The 14,984-nt window shown below is 44.8% G+C and carries 10 protein-coding genes and 1 pseudogene; 6 read left to right on the top strand and 5 right to left on the bottom strand.

Annotated features, from left to right (window positions below; translation table 11 throughout):
- Nucleotides 1–118 precede the first annotated feature (118 nt).
- Together AB4371_RS15335 and AB4371_RS15330 are read left to right on the top strand one after the other, a co-directional pair.
- Nucleotides 119–1,656, top strand: a pseudogene (locus AB4371_RS15335) (diguanylate cyclase domain-containing protein).
- An 87-nt stretch (nucleotides 1,657–1,743) separates the two neighbouring features.
- On the top strand, nucleotides 1,744–2,274 hold the full coding sequence (locus AB4371_RS15330) for a 3'-5' exonuclease (protein WP_017068784.1): 531 nt from the start codon (nucleotides 1,744–1,746) through the stop codon (nucleotides 2,272–2,274).
- A gap of 122 nt (nucleotides 2,275–2,396) precedes the next feature.
- On the opposite strand, the gene AB4371_RS15325 is transcribed toward AB4371_RS15330, so the two are convergent.
- The 3 genes from AB4371_RS15325 to AB4371_RS15315 form a co-directional block, all read right to left on the bottom strand.
- Nucleotides 2,397–2,846, bottom strand: coding sequence for a TerB family tellurite resistance protein (locus AB4371_RS15325; RefSeq protein ID WP_017060439.1), 450 nt, complete (start codon nucleotides 2,844–2,846; stop codon nucleotides 2,397–2,399).
- 171 nt (nucleotides 2,847–3,017) lie between these two features.
- Nucleotides 3,018–5,045, bottom strand: coding sequence for an alkaline phosphatase family protein (locus tag AB4371_RS15320; RefSeq protein ID WP_372058509.1), 2,028 nt, complete (start codon nucleotides 5,043–5,045; stop codon nucleotides 3,018–3,020).
- A 24-nt stretch (nucleotides 5,046–5,069) separates the two neighbouring features.
- The gene (locus tag AB4371_RS15315; RefSeq protein WP_029235374.1) at nucleotides 5,070–5,600 is read right to left on the bottom strand and encodes a hypothetical protein; all 531 of its coding nucleotides are present in this window, start codon (nucleotides 5,598–5,600) and stop codon (nucleotides 5,070–5,072) included.
- A gap of 80 nt (nucleotides 5,601–5,680) precedes the next feature.
- On the opposite strand from AB4371_RS15315, the gene AB4371_RS15310 reads away from it, so the two are divergent.
- The 3 genes from AB4371_RS15310 to AB4371_RS15300 all read left to right on the top strand — a co-directional run bounded on the left by AB4371_RS15310 (nucleotide 5,681) and on the right by AB4371_RS15300 (nucleotide 11,889).
- Nucleotides 5,681–7,009 (top strand): MipA/OmpV family protein, encoded by a 1,329-nt coding sequence (locus tag AB4371_RS15310; protein ID WP_372055789.1) that lies wholly within the window; start codon nucleotides 5,681–5,683, stop codon nucleotides 7,007–7,009.
- 198 nt (nucleotides 7,010–7,207) lie between these two features.
- Complete coding sequence (gene hrpA, locus AB4371_RS15305) at nucleotides 7,208–11,251, top strand: ATP-dependent RNA helicase HrpA (protein ID WP_372150280.1); 4,044 nt, start codon at nucleotides 7,208–7,210, stop codon at nucleotides 11,249–11,251.
- Between the two features lie 143 nt (nucleotides 11,252–11,394).
- On the top strand, nucleotides 11,395–11,889 hold the full coding sequence (locus AB4371_RS15300; protein WP_017060444.1) for an outer membrane beta-barrel protein: 495 nt from the start codon (nucleotides 11,395–11,397) through the stop codon (nucleotides 11,887–11,889).
- A 154-nt stretch (nucleotides 11,890–12,043) separates the two neighbouring features.
- Here AB4371_RS15300 and AB4371_RS15295 read toward each other — a convergent pair whose 3' ends face one another.
- Nucleotides 12,044–12,826 carry a hypothetical protein gene (locus AB4371_RS15295; protein ID WP_136974838.1) on the bottom strand — a complete coding sequence of 261 codons (783 nt, stop codon included), beginning with the start codon at nucleotides 12,824–12,826 and terminating at the stop codon, nucleotides 12,044–12,046.
- On the bottom strand, nucleotides 12,747–13,526 hold the full coding sequence (locus tag AB4371_RS15290; protein WP_017083377.1) for a hypothetical protein: 780 nt from the start codon (nucleotides 13,524–13,526) through the stop codon (nucleotides 12,747–12,749). The genes AB4371_RS15295 and AB4371_RS15290 overlap by 80 nt, the downstream gene beginning before the upstream one ends.
- A 554-nt stretch (nucleotides 13,527–14,080) precedes the next feature.
- Here AB4371_RS15290 and AB4371_RS15285 point away from each other — a divergent pair.
- Complete coding sequence (locus AB4371_RS15285; RefSeq protein WP_372150279.1) at nucleotides 14,081–14,866, top strand: TetR/AcrR family transcriptional regulator; 786 nt, start codon at nucleotides 14,081–14,083, stop codon at nucleotides 14,864–14,866.
- Nucleotides 14,867–14,984: the final 118 nt, after the last annotated feature.

The raw sequence follows: 14,984 nt of genomic DNA, 5'->3' as shown, positions 1-14,984 counted from the left end.
GATGTGAGGGCAAGGTAAACAATGCCCGTTTTATGTCAGTTTTAAGACTAAACAGAAATGGAGCATGATTCCCTCCCGTTATATACTTTTAACTCATTAGAGACTATTTGGAAGCCACATGCCGCACAATACCGACCCACTTACAGGGTTGAAGAGACGAACTCTCCCATTGGTCGTATTTTTGGTCAGTTTTTTGATTACTGTGTTGTGTTTTATATTAGTCGCGTTAAACCAAAACCGCGCGTTAAATATGAATTTGGATAGCTTTACTACTCACCAGACACTGAGTTTGGAAGCGTTTATCGCTAATGACGTGGCTTACATTGGTTCTGGTGCTAATTTTTTCTACGCAAATGATCCTGAAAACTGGGATAAGTTTGATCGTTTTGCACAACAAACGATTAATGTTTCAAAAAGTCTAATTGGCTTGCAGTGGATGCAAAAAGTGGCAGCAGACGAGATTGCCGAGCATACCGCTAAGATGAAAGAAAATACCCGTCTTACGAGCTGTTCACTATTCCAAAACACGAAGCCAAAGTCTTTGGTTACATCTTAGATGGTGAGCCGGCGTTCATTGCTAGTGACCTGTATCCCAACACACAAGCAAACGACAATGTACTTGGCTTTTATTTTTCTCGTGAGCGCTTCAAGCTGGTTTTAGATAATATTAAACAGACACGTAAAGCGAATATTTCAGACAAAGTTCGCTTGCTTCAAGACGGCTTAGATCAAAATACACCAAAGACCGGCATGTTGGTTTATCACCCTGTGTTTGAAGGCGAAAGCGATAATCTACTTGGCGTTGTGATTGGTGTGGTTCGAACGACTTACTACTTTGAAAATCTACTGGCTTCGGCAGTGGGAGACATGGATGTCTATATTCGTGTTACCGATACGGGTTTCGAAGCAGAAAACTCCCCAATATTGTTTGAAACCGAGGGTTATGAAGCGGTATCTGGGCACCACATTACCAAAACAATCTCACTGACCAACCGAAATTGGAAGATCGATTACAAGATAGATTCCTGCATCTCTTTTTATGGCTACCTTGTGTTGACTGGCATCGCGCTAGTCGGAACAACCATCTCATTGTTGTTAGCGTACATCGTGAATATGCAGATCAGAGAAAAAGAGCGCCTGTATCAAATGCTTGATAAAAGAACAGAAGAGCTTCGTTTTCTAGCCAACCACGACAGCCTGACCGAGGTTTATAACCGACGTGCTTTCAATAAGATGTTAGATAAAGCGATACAGCGAAATGAACCCTTTAGTCTCATCGGATTTGATGTCGACAAGTTCAAAGGCATTAACGACCAATTCGGTCACCCTTCAGGGGATGCTTTACTCATTCATGTAATTAAATTGATTTCAGTGAGCTTGAAAGAGGGGGATAACCTGTTTCGTATAGGTGGAGATGAGTTCTGTATCATTTCTAGTATTACAAACCATGAAGCCCTAGAACGATACTTACAATGTATTCTAAGAACAGTGAGCCAGTCTCATTGTGAGCACAAAGGTCGACAGCTCAGTTGTACTTTGAGTATTGGTGCTGCTATTTACGCTAATGAAAACACGGAAGAGATTCTGCAAAAAACAGACAGTATGCTATATCAAAGTAAGTCGAATGGCCGAAATCGAGTGACAATTGCAGGCTAAATGAGCACTTGATACAACTAGGGTCGAGTTCTGTATTGGGCTCATGTACAATTTCACAAAATTTTTGACGAGAGAATTAGGCGACGTATGAATCACAATCGAGTTGTGTGTTTCGATTTGGAAATGTGCTGTTGGAGCGAAGACGGTGTGGGAACAACAGGAGAGATCATTGAAGTTGGTCTTGCTGAGATTGATCTAGCATCCGGTACTATCGTGAAGCGAGCACAATACTACGTTAAGCCAGAGAAAGACGAAGTCTCTCTATTCTGTGCCGAGTTAACGGGCATTACACCTCGTAAAATCGAAAAGCAGGGTCGCCCATTAGAGTCTGTCATCAAGTCGATGATTAAGAACTTTGGTGGTCCCAAAAAAATCTACGCAGCGTGGGGACGTGACGACCTCATTTTACACAAAGAGTGTATTGAAAAAGGCATTGAACCTCCGTTTAGCGAGTTCTTAAACATCGCAACGCTTTACCGTGTTCAGAATCGCTTGAAAGACAAACGCATTGGTCACCGCGCTGCTCAAGAAGCCAAAAATATTGAGTGGGAAGGTCGTCAGCACTCGGGTTATGTCGATGCTTACAATCTTGCGAAACTCACATTAACTATGTTGTAGCTAAATTTTTAGCTCCTCTCAGCCATGTTTAGTCAGCTTTCAGTTTACCGATTCAAAAAAGCGACCGGTTTCTTAACCCGTCGCTTTTATTTATTTCAGTTTCCAATTCATTATTTCAGGCACTAATTTTCGCCTAAAACACTTAACTTACTCTTGATGAAGTCACAGTGGTCGACGTAGAGCAGTTCTGCTGTTTTACGGATCACAGAATCTTCGATAGGGTCAATTTCCCCGTCGGCATGCGCTACTTCCCACATCGCTTTGATTAAGTCGATTCGCACTGGCTGAGATAGGTCTCTGAGTTGCGATGTAAAGTCATACAGCGATACTGATTGCTCTACTTTCGGCTCTGCTTGCGCGAGCAGTACCTTTGCTTGTTCTTCATCTAAATCCAGCAAACGCTGCAGAAGCTGTAGCTTAGCGACTCTTTCTGATTCATTGATCTGATGGTCGGCACCCGCGACTTCACACAACAAACTCGCGATGGCGATATTAGGTGATGTGCCTTGGTTTTTGCTTAGGTCCTGGCCTTCAATCAATTGTTTAAACATTGATGTGAGAGAATTGAACATAACGAGCTCCAGTTAAAATTTGTATCGAGTTCCGTAACGCTGATAGCTATCAACTATAAACATAAACATAAACATAAGCATAAGCATAACTATTGGGTCTACAGAGTGTGATCGCAAGCGTCTTTACTAAAAACTGACATTACGGATACGCGAGCGATAAGGAGCATTTTATCAATCGGGCTCTGGGAAACGGGTAATTTTACCGTCGCCACTGAGTGTCGTGATCGATTGCGGTTTCCCATCAGTGTCTAGCCTCAATTCTCCAATCGCACTGCGGTTTGAAAGGCGATAGAAGGTCTGATTGTCAGGGCTTCGCTTTTCGATCTTCAAGCGTTTACGCTTAGTGAAGTAGTTCAAAACTGAGCGAGGGCTGTATAACAGGCGGTCCCATACATCGCAGAATTTAAGCAGCGGAGCAGGGAACTGATTTTTAATACCACTGCAGGTGATTTGATAGATGTTCGGGCTGTTGCGACGATACCTAAGCTTGATGTCATAAGCGAAGGAGTAGTGAACATCGCCAGAAAGTACCACGAAGTTGGTCGGTGTTTTGGTATGGGTAAAGATGCTAATCAGCGTATTAGCACTGCCCGGATGTGCCATCCAGTTTTCAGCGTCAATCACTAATGGCTTGCCGATTGTGGTCGCCATCTTTTGCAGTGTTTCAATAAACTTCACGCCAAACATCGGTGCAGCAGAAACGATCACCACTTTATCTTGATTCATTAACTGATGTTGAAACTCAATCAAGGCTTCCCAGTCCATTAAACCTGAAGGCTTGTTCATGCGTGACTCTGAACGCCAACGACGCGTACGAGTATCCAACACAATGACTTTGGGTGAGGTATCTATTGTGTAATGCCACTCTTCAAAGCGACTCAGCATCTCAATAAAGGCTTGATGCTTGTCTGGCTCGATGTTGCCAATAGAGTGAGTAGTCGCTGCATTGCCGGCTTCATTATGAGTTTGTTTACTAATGCGCGGTTGTTTAGTAATGAGCGGTTGAGCGACAAAAAGCTGTTTTGCTTGCTCGATGAACGTTTCGTCGAAGCTCTCCGGTTTGTTACCCCAACCTTGACACATCCAGTAAGCCGCAAGGCCGTTACCAATGACTTGGGTCGCGAACTGGTTTTGGTCGACGGCATGCTCCCAACCCACGGTAAGGTTCCAATCATCCGTCACATCGTGATCATCGAAGATCATGTACGTTGGAATATGCGCGAACAGACGTTGCACTTGCGGTAAGCCAGCAATGAAATCATCCATGATGACGCTTTCATCACGCCATTGTTGCTGCTCAGTCGGTGTTAATTGGCGTCCACCTTGAGTGAAGTTATTCTCAATTAAACGCTCTCGATTGACGCATTGCCACAGTGTCGGAGACCAAACCAATAAGTACATCGCGATAAACTCAGACAGCGTGACCAAGTGGTTTTCACAATCGGTAGAGCTAAAAATCGGCACGCCACGGTTCGGGAATAACTTATCGAGCATGGATTCTGAAGCTGTGTGGTGCGGCAAATAGTGATGACGCTGGTATAAGTGGTATTCACTGTTATACAGAGCGTCACTGTTGTTGATTTGTTTAATTTGCGAGTCAGTCGGTAAGCTTTCGCCTACAAGGCCAAGCAGGTGAATCACTTGTTGAATAGCATCAAGTGTTGGTCCTGCCACATGGTCGGCGTAGATCTGATCGCCGCTCATCATCAGCATGTCGGGTCTTTCAGCGACGGTTTGATCGGCCATCTTGTTATCGGCTGCAACTAGGCTGTCTTTGCTTGGATGATGCGGGTTGCGGCAAGAGCCATGAAGAATGTAATCAGCTGAGGTCGATATCTTAAACTCAACGCGAGATTTACCGTTGTAAACAAGGTGAGGGGCGAGCTCTTTTAGTGAACCTGACTCTGTGTGAATGTCATATTCAAGCAGCGTATTAGTCGGAAACTCACCTTGTAAGCGAATTAGCGTTATCCACGCATGTGTACCGATTTGAATCGAATCATGTTCTTCAAGCGATGAGGTATAAAACGGCTGGTCTTGTGCTGCTTCAGAATCGTCTATTTCTTGAGTATGAAGCTCGGCTCTGCCTGTAAGAGGCGAGCTGGTGGCTAACCAAAGTACTACTTCAGTCGCGGTGGTTTTTCTTAAAATGGGTCCGGCGAGTAACAGGGGAAGAGATGATGTCGTAGAGGGTTTCAATACGGTACCTAAAATCGTTGGTGGCTAGTCGTCGTGGTGTTCTTTTGTTTCGATCTTATTTGTGTCTGGCTTTGTGGTTTCAAGCGTTGATGCTTCAAGTTCTACTGAGTCAGATTCTGTTGTTTTAAACTCTGCAATCTCAGGCTCTGCCATTTCAGATTCTGTTGATTCAAGAACTTCGATAACTTCTGAGCTAGAAAGTTCATGGCCCATTAGAAATATTGCCAAAAGGGCATCGGCTTTGGTCTTGGTATCGGAAGGCTCGTCTAATAACAGTTCGAGCTTTTCTCGAATCATAGCAATCTCGTGCTCAACAAAGCCACGGCCTTCTTCATCCCCTTGATTGTCTTCAGGGGCATTATCGAATTCAAGAAATAGCATGTCACCGTCTAGGTTGGTATCCACCAAACGCTCAGGCAACCACGCCTCACCCATAACAATATCTGGATCGGAATCTTTGGGTAAGTGATCTATAATGTTTTGTAATTCGGAGACTTTCACAATACTTTCATTTAACCGAGAATATTCTACATTGTAACGGTCAATGCCGAGCAAACCTAAAAATAGTTAGCCGTCATGGTTAATAAATGTCTAATCAGTAACACAATATTTTTTCAAAGAGTAATTACACAAGAATGAAGCTCAAATATTTACCGACTCTTCCTTCATCTGGATTGGTTTTACTAGGTAGCGCTTTCCTAAGTGGCATTTTCGTAAGTGCTAATGCGTGGGCCGCTGAAGAGCAAGAGTGGGGCATCGCTGCAATGTTCCGTACAGCAAGCATCCCTTATGACACGTCTGGTGGCGACCAATCGGTTAGCTCATTCGTACCGATGCTGTTTTTCAAGAACGATTATGTGTTTATTGACGGTACTGAGATGGGGGCATACCTCTATCAAACTGACGATGAGAAGTGGTCTTTCAATGCTATCTCTCGCATGCGCTTTATTGATATTCCTGCATCTGAGCAGAACGCGATTGAAGGCGATACGGCGGACTTTGGTGCTCAACTGACCTACCAACTTGATGATTCTTGGTCTGCCGAGACCGAGTTAATGAGCGACAGTGAATACAACTTCCACGGTAACTTACGAGCTAAAGCCAAGTATGAAACTGGAGATTGGGAGTTTTACCCGAGCGCGACGCTGCGTTATAAAAGTGCTGATTTCAACAGTGAGTATTACTCCGCATCTAATGAAACCATTGGTGCTGGTGTTGACTTAAATGTTGGTGTTGAAACGCGTTACCATGTGGTTTCTAACTTGTACTTATTGGGTTCAACCAGTGTGACTCGATTGGACGATAACGCTTACGATTCTTCGATTGTTGAAGACCGTTATCAGGGGGAATTGTACCTTGGCTTTGGTTTCTTTAACGACAAAGAGAAAGCGCCAAAACCTAAACTGAGCAATGCGCCGTACTTACGTGTCGCACACGGCTGGGGAACGCCATCCAATATTGGCGACATCATGAAGTTCAATCGAGAGAAAGACGAATACAACAACCAGTTGACCTCGTTCTTCTATGGACACCCGTTAACCGATGAGATCTTCGGTTTGCCACTGGATATCTATTTAACCCCAGGTATTGCGCACCACTGGAGTTCAGACGTTCAATCGAGCAGCACCGAATACATTATCGCAATCAAGGCGTACTACACCTTTGATTGGCCAACTCAGTGGCGTGTTGGTGTGGCAGAAGGTATGTCTTACATCGATTCGATTACCTATATCGAAGGCTCTGAGATGGACCGTAAAGGCTACACAGCCAGTCATCTGTTGAACTACTTAGACTTCTCATTCGATGTCAACGTTGGCGATTTGATTGGCAAGAATGACTTGAACAACTTATGGTTCGGTTATTCATTGCATCATCGTTCTGCGATCTTTGAAAAATCCTCTCAGTATGGTCGTATCAAAGGCGGCAGTAACTACAACACGGTCTACTTCCAATATGAGTTTTAAGCGCAGTTTTTAACGTTAGCTTTAAACCAGAGTTGACTAAGTACGAATTACATTTGACCGCGCTTTCATAGCTCCTGCGAGTGTTAGCGAGATTAATCAGCCTGATAGCTAAAGGTTTTCCCTTTGCTGTCAGGCTTTTTTGTTTGAGACTTGTGATATAATCGCGCGAGTTTAATAAGTACAAGAATAGGACACGCTTTGACTTCGTCTCCGGAAAAAGCAGATAACAACAAGAATGCAGCACAGCCAAGTTCTTCACAGAGCAAAGCGAAACCAAACCAAGCTGCATCGAAAAAATCTGCTGAACAATCAGCGACAAACAACAAATCATCTCAGAATAGCCCAGCCTCTCTTCGTAAAGCGCTCAACGAATGTATGATGCGCGATCGCTTCCGTTTGAGTAAGCGAATTGCTGGTGCGAGTAAAATTAAGAACGAACAAGCTAAGCACGCTGTCTTTGATGAGATTGCGTTAGACATTGCTAAGTCAATGATGACGGCAACTCAGCGCGCGGCACAGAAACCAACGATTGAATACCCAGAAATTCTCCCGGTTAGCCAAAAGCGCGAAGACATCGCGAAAGCCATCGCTGAAAACCAAGTGGTTATCGTGGCGGGTGAAACGGGTTCGGGTAAAACCACTCAGCTACCAAAAATCTGTTCTGAGCTTGGCCGCGGCCGCTTTGGCTTAATTGGTCACACTCAGCCCCGTCGTCTTGCGGCGCGTTCGGTTGCGAACCGTATTGCTGAAGAGATGGAAACACAGCTGGGTGAGTTCGTTGGTTATAAGGTTCGATTCAACGACCAGATTTCTGACAATACCCAAATCAAACTGATGACCGACGGTATTCTACTGGCGGAGATTCAACACGACCGTTTCTTAAATCAGTACGACACCATCATTATCGATGAAGCGCACGAACGTAGCCTGAACATCGATTTCATCATGGGTTACCTGAAAGAGTTACTGCCAAAGCGTCCTGATCTGAAAGTGATCATCACGTCGGCAACCATCGATCCAGAGCGTTTCTCTAAGCACTTTAACAATGCACCGATCATTGAAGTGTCTGGTCGTACTTACCCAGTTGATACGCGTTACCGCCCATTAGGTGGTGATGAAAGTGATTCAGACCGCGACCAAATCGAAGGCATCTTTGAAGCCGTTGATGAGCTGTGTGATGAAGGCCTTGGCGATATCTTGATCTTCATGAACGGTGAGCGAGAAATTCGTGATACCGCAGATGCATTAAGTAAACGCAACCTTCGTGATACCGAAATTGTCCCGCTTTACGCGCGTCTATCGGCGGGTGAGCAGAACCGTATCTTCCAGTCTCATACTGGTCGACGCATCGTTCTGGCAACCAACGTGGCAGAAACCTCGTTAACCGTTCCGGGCATCAAGTATGTTATCGACCCGGGTACGGCGCGTATTAGCCGCTACAGCTATCGTACTAAAGTACAACGTCTACCGATTGAGCCAGTGTCTCAAGCGAGTGCAAACCAGCGTAAAGGTCGTTGTGGTCGTGTTGCAGAAGGTATCTGTATTCGTTTGTACTCTGAGGAAGATTTCGAGTCACGCCCAGAGTTTACTGACCCAGAGATTCTTCGTACTAACCTAGCATCGGTTATCCTTCAGATGACAGCGCTAGGCCTAGGCGATATTCAAGCGTTCCCATTTGTTGAAGCGCCCGATAAGCGCAACATTCAAGACGGTGTAAGGCTGCTTGAAGAGCTTGGTGCGATCGCCACCGTTGAACCGTCAGCGAACAAAAACAAGAACCACGGCGACGACAAGAAGAAGCTAACCGCGATTGGTCGTAAGCTGGCAAAACTGCCTATCGATCCACGTTTAGCGCGTATGGTAATTGAAGCGCCACGTAACCGATGCCTACACGAAGTGATGGTGATCGCGTCTGCGTTGTCGATTCAAGATCCGCGTGAGCGTCCATCAGATAAGCAACAATCGTCTGATGACAAGCACAAGCGTTTCTTCGATAAAGAGTCTGACTTCATCACGTTTGTGAACTTATGGGATTACATCAAGCAGCAGCAAAAAGCATTGTCGAGTAACCAGTTCCGCAAACAGTGTAAGCAAGATTACCTCAACTATTTACGTATCCGTGAATGGCAAGATGTGTACTTCCAAATTCACCAAGCAATGCGTGAGCTAGATACTAAGTTGAATACAGAACCGGGCAGCTACGATGGCATTCACATGTCACTGCTATCAGGTCTGCTTTCGCACATCGGTATGAAAGACCAAGAGAAGAATGAGTATCAAGGTGCACGTAATGCACGCTTCCACATCTTCCCTGCGTCTGGCCTATTTAAGAAACAGCCTAAGTGGATCATGTCTGCGGAGCTGGTAGAAACCTCAAAACTTTGGGGCCGTGTTATCGCGAAGATTCAACCTGAATGGATTGAACCGCTAGCGAAACACCTGATTAAACGCAGTTACAGCGAACCACATTGGTCGAAGAAACAAGCAGCGGTAATGGCACACGAAAAAGTGATGCTTTACGGAATCCCAATCATTCCAAAACGCTTAGTTAACTACGGTGCGATTGATGCCACTGTCAGCCGTGAATTGTTTGTACGCAGTGCATTGGTTGAAGGTGAGTGGGAAACCAAACATACGTTCTTCAAGCAGAACCGTAAGCTTCTACAAGAAGTCGAAGAGCTAGAGCATAAATCGCGTCGTCGTGACATCTTGATCGACGATGATGAACTGTTCGATTTCTATGACCAGCGTGTTGGTGAAGAGGCGGTTTCTGGCCGTCACTTTGATACATGGTGGAAGAAGACCAGTCAGAAAACCCCTGAGCTGCTTAACTTTGAAAAATCGATGCTGTTCCGCGGTGATGCTAGCCACGTTACCGATCTGGATTACCCGAACTTCTGGCACCAAAACGGTATCAAGCTCAAGCTGAGTTACCAATTTGAGCCGGGCGACGATAACGATGGTGTAACGGTACACATTCCGCTGCCTATCTTGAACCAGATCGACCAGAACGGTTTTGATTGGCAGATCCCGGGTCTACGTCAAGAGCTAGTAATTAGCTTGATTAAGTCGTTACCTAAAACGCTACGCCGTAACTTTGTACCTGCGCCAAACTACGCAGATGCATTCTTGGCACGTGTGACACCGCTTGAAGCACCGTTACTGGATTCTCTTGAGAAAGAGCTACGCCGCATGACGGGTGTGGAAGTGGTACGTGATGACTGGAAGTTAGACCAGATCCCTGAGCACTTAAAGGTAACATTCCGCGCTGTAGATCATCGCAAGCGTAAGCTGAAAGAACAGAAAGATCTGCATGAGTTGAAAGAGAGCCTGAAAGACAAGGTTCAAGAAACGCTTTCTAAAGTGGCAGACGACGATATCGAGCAGCAGAACCTGCACACGTGGAGCTTTGGTGAATTACCAAAAGTCTACCAACAGAAACGTGGTGGCTACGAAGTTAAAGCCTTCCCTGCGCTGGTGGATACCAAAGACAGCGTAGAGATCAAACTGTTCGAAACCGAGCAAGAGCAAATCTCGGCAATGAAATCGGGTCAGCGTCGTTTAATCTTGTTGAACGTGCCATCACCGATCAAATACTTGCACTCGAACCTGCCGAACAAATCGAAACTTGGCTTGTACTTCAACCCATACGGACAGGTACTCGATCTTATCGATGACTGTATCGCTTGTGGTATTGATAAGCTGATTGAAGAGAAGGGCGGTTTGGTTTGGGAACCAGAGCAGTTTGAAGCTCTGAAAGAACACGTACGTGCAGAGCTGGGTGATACCGTAGTAGAGATTGCTCAACAGGTTGAAACCATCCTAACCACGGCATTCAGCATCAGTAAAAAGCTGAAAGGACGCGTGGATCTTTCTATGGCATTCGCACTTTCTGACATAAAAGCTCAAGTAGAAGGTTTGATTTTTAAGGGTTTTGCCACAGAATGTGGGTGGAAACGCTTGCCGGATATTCTACGCTATATGAGAGCGATTGAACGCCGCATGGAAAAACTGCCAATTGACCCGAACAAAGATCGTCTTCACATGATCAAAGTTGAGTCAGTAATGAATGATTACAAAGAACTGCTGAATAAAATTCCAAAAGGGATCGCGGTTCCAGAAAATGTAAAAGAGGTGCGTTGGATGATAGAAGAGCTTCGTGTAAGCTTCTTCGCACAGCAGCTCGGTACGCCTTACCCAGTATCAGATAAGCGTGTTAAAAACGCGATTGATGCTTGCTAAAGGAATAAAGCTAGACGCAATGGCAAGGTTTGGGTATAAATCTTGCTTATTGCATTACTAATTGAATAGTTATTACATACAGGGCGACTTGGTGGCAATTTATTACCACTCAAGGCCTGCCACTAGGACGAAAAAGGTCGAATATGAAAAAAACGTTATTGGCACTAGCACTACTAGGTGCATCTTCAACAGCAATGGCTGATTCTTGGTTGTACGGCGGTGTAATGGGTGGTCAAAACTCATTCGCTGGTGAAGATGAAAACGCGGTGGGCATCCACGTAGGTACAGGTATCCTTCCACTAATCGGTGTTGAAGCGGGTTACTGGGATCTAGGTTCTTTCGACAACGTTAGCTACGGCAACCGTGCTAAACAAGGTGTTGACGTAAGCACTGCTTACCTAGCGATCAAACCAAGCATCGACTTCGGTCCTCTTCACGTATACGCGAAGGGTGGTCTTCACTCATACGAAGTGAAAGGCGATAACTTCAAGCAAGACGATGTAGACGTAATGTACGCTGTAGGCGCTGAATACTTTATCTTTGGTCCACTATCTGTAGGCGCTAGCTACCAAAACTTCAAAATGAAAGATGACGACTCTGGCGTTTTCTCTCTAAACGCAACTATCCACCTACTGTAATTAATCAGTAAGACGATCGTAAATAACGGTCGGTTAGTCGCTAAAGAGTTCGTAAGAACTCAATAAAAAATGCCAGCTTAATAGCTGGCATTTTTGTATCTGTTAACCGGGTAATTGCAACTCTGTTTTCTTCTAACAGGCAGCGGGTAGACGGTTACTTTTTACTGTTCAGAATACGCTGGATTCTTGGGTTAATCGCTTTGCCGTGCTGGCTTTCGTACTCTTCACGTTTTAAATCGTTTAGGTTTTTCACTGAGTTAGCGGCAAGCAGGAATTGCGGTAACTCAGTTTCCAGCATGCCTTTCTCATCTAAACGTTTTGCTTCCAAGTAGTACTTCTTAAACAGACCATCCAGCTTGTTTTCAGCCGTACGCTTCAAGTCATACAGTTTGTTCTGAATCAGCCATTTTTCAATTTTGTTGGCAGCGGTGCGAGACAACACACGGATACGGCTATCCAGCAACTCTTCTTCAGTTAAAGAATCTTTCAGGATCCACAGCTCACCCATTTGCGGCGGCCAGCTGTTGCCAAGCTGAATACGTTCGTGGCAGTGCATTAAAACGCGGTTAAGGCCGTCTGAATCAACAGAGTTGGCAAACTCAATGAACTTACCGCTTGGCTCACTACCGTACTGATATTCCCACTGCGTTTCGTACACGCTCAAGAAAGAGCCGAACACGTGAATACACCAATCGGTTAGTTCCAGCTCTGCAGGATCTTGATCAACAACAGGTACTTGTTGAGACGCACCAGAATCCGCAGCTTGTGCAGCCGCTACTTTCACTTCGGTACTTTGCGCTTCAATCACTTCAGGTACTAATGGACCTGTAGCGTCAGGTACAACAGGTTGAGCTGGCTCAGAAGGTTGGCTTTTTGCCTTTTTGAATGAGCTGCTGCCTGAAGCGTTCAGATGGGCTAAGCTTTTGTCTATACCCATTTCCTTGAGCTTGTCCTGCATTTCCTGAATATTGAGAGGTCTTCTGCTGTTGTTGTCTTTCATTTTGCTTCTCGTTAACTAGCCAGTACTGCAGCTTGGATTCAATCCGAGATAATGGCATTAATTCATTGGCTTTGGCTTTATACCAGAGGACAAATTTCTTCCATACTAAACTATGGTCACCGGTCAAACCGGAGAATTTAAACGCACGTTCTGCCCATGATGGTATCTCTTCTTCGTTGAGATCATGAGTAGAGACGGTGTTGCTGTTCATTGAGCCTCGACCTTGTGGGCGAGGGGCCTGCTGCATGTGTTGCATTGGTGCCGGAGCAGGCTGAAACTTGGGTGCAGGTGCAGGTGCAGGTGCAGGTGCAGTAGAGTAGACCGGAATACTATTGGTCGGTTGAACCTCAACGTGCGCCGTAGCTTGCTCTTGCTCAATGAGCATTTTGAAAACGTGAATCTCTTTCTTATCTCGATAGTCTACTTTCACCTTATCGAGGAAACCTTGGTCGACTAAACACTTAAGGCAGTCGGCTAAACCAAACGTAGAGAGAGCACAAAGCTGACCTGCCGTTTGTAGGCACACATTGGTGTAACCGAATTCATCAGCACCATCTGCAAGCATCAATAAAACCAGCTTTTCTGCTGGGCTAGAAGTATTCACTTGCCAAGCTAAATAAGAATATTTGGCGCTCAATATCGTGTTCTCAAAAAAGGTAAGTCGTTGTCACTATTGTAAGTCACCCCTTACCGAATTTATAGCAACTTAACAGAAAACGACATTAGTAAGCCAAATATTGACCATAAGGAGAGGTCTGCCCCAAAAAGTAAGCCTACACTCATTCATTCTAGGTCAGAAGGTGGCTAAAGATGGGGTTTACGGGCGTCTTTTTCGGGGCAGATTCTGCACCAAGGCTTAAAATAACGCGGTCTATTAACGTTAAGAATGAGCTTCTAAACTTTCGTGTTGTCTTCATGAAAGCGCCTATCTTCTCTCTCTAGTGACTGTTGATGATTTCTTTATCTACTTATTGACCTATTTATCCATACATTCATAAGTTGTATTTAATTTATAAAACACCTTGATATGATCAATATTTGCGCTATTATGACGATAAGTCAGAAATGACGAAGCGTCATAAAATGGTTAACCACATGAATTTACTATTCGTGTTAATATATTGGATAGGAGCGTTTTAAATACTGGCGAAGCTTAGGTAACGGCTAAGCTCATATACGGACTGAAAAATTATGTTTGGCTTTAGTTGTAAAGGCGATAAACAAGGTATCTTTGGTTGCAAAGGCGTGTTGTCTAAAAAGCAGCAGTCTATCGCAGACCGAGAAGTAGAATTGATGTTGTTAGCAAAAGATCTGGTTCGAGAACAAGGGTTCGGAAACCTGACGATGGATAGGCTAACAGCGGCAAGCTCTTATTCTAAAGGTACGATATACAATCACTTTTGCAGTAAAGAAGACGTGGTTTTAGCGTTATGTATTCATTCTTTAAAGGCCGAGGCACTGTTGTTTGCTCGTTCTGGAGAGTTTGAAGGCAACTCTCGCGAAAAGATTGTCGCATTGCACGTTGCGTACCGAGTTTATGCTCGTATGGAACCGGTATTATCAACTTGCGCGATTATGGCGAAAAGCCCATGGGTACTAGAGAAAGCCTCCAGTGCACGCGTGGCCGAGATGAATCAATTAGAAGAGATCGTTATCGAACAAGCGGATCTGCTCGTCAATCAAGCAGTAGAAGCCGGTGACCTAAAGTTCTCTTCTGGCGTGGGTTCAGATGCCATCGTATTCGCCAACTGGTCAATCGCATTTGGTTCAAATGCTTTGTCTCAGAATGCTTCAAACAGTCATTGTATCAAGCGGTTACAAGACCCGTATTCAGTATTACATAACGCGAACATGATTTTAGACGGCCTCAACTGGCAGCCTCTTTCTACTGATTGGGACTACCGCAAAACCTGGCGCCGTGTAGAACAAGAACTGTTCAGTGAAGAAGTCGCTTACTTAGAGTCAGTAGGTCGATAAGCTTCAACTAAGCCCACCTATGTGGGTTTATTAATAACCATTAGTGACGATTCGTCATAAACTTAAGTTTAGCCTAGTGTGGTTTTGGTTTTCTTGAGTATATGACTAAGAATTGTGT

This window comes from Vibrio sp. 10N.261.51.A3 (assembly GCF_041471965.1).
Classification (GTDB): Bacteria; Pseudomonadota; Gammaproteobacteria; order Enterobacterales; family Vibrionaceae; genus Vibrio; species Vibrio crassostreae_C.
Note: the sequence above shows the minus strand (reverse complement) of the source record. Positions and strands in the feature narration are given on the sequence as shown.

What these genes read in the sequence shown, in the direction of transcription:
- AB4371_RS15285 (WP_372150279.1), top strand. Translation starts at nt 14,081, where the DNA reads ATGTTTGGCTTTAGTTGTAAAGGCGATAAACAAGGTATCTTTGGTTGC.
- AB4371_RS15310 (WP_372055789.1), top strand. Translation starts at nt 5,681, where the DNA reads ATGAAGCTCAAATATTTACCGACTCTTCCTTCATCTGGATTGGTTTTA.
- AB4371_RS15300 (WP_017060444.1), top strand. Translation starts at nt 11,395, where the DNA reads ATGAAAAAAACGTTATTGGCACTAGCACTACTAGGTGCATCTTCAACA.
- AB4371_RS15330 (WP_017068784.1), top strand. Translation starts at nt 1,744, where the DNA reads ATGAATCACAATCGAGTTGTGTGTTTCGATTTGGAAATGTGCTGTTGG.
- AB4371_RS15295 (WP_136974838.1), bottom strand. Translation starts at nt 12,826, where the DNA reads ATGGGTATAGACAAAAGCTTAGCCCATCTGAACGCTTCAGGCAGCAGC.
- AB4371_RS15325 (WP_017060439.1), bottom strand. Translation starts at nt 2,846, where the DNA reads ATGTTCAATTCTCTCACATCAATGTTTAAACAATTGATTGAAGGCCAG.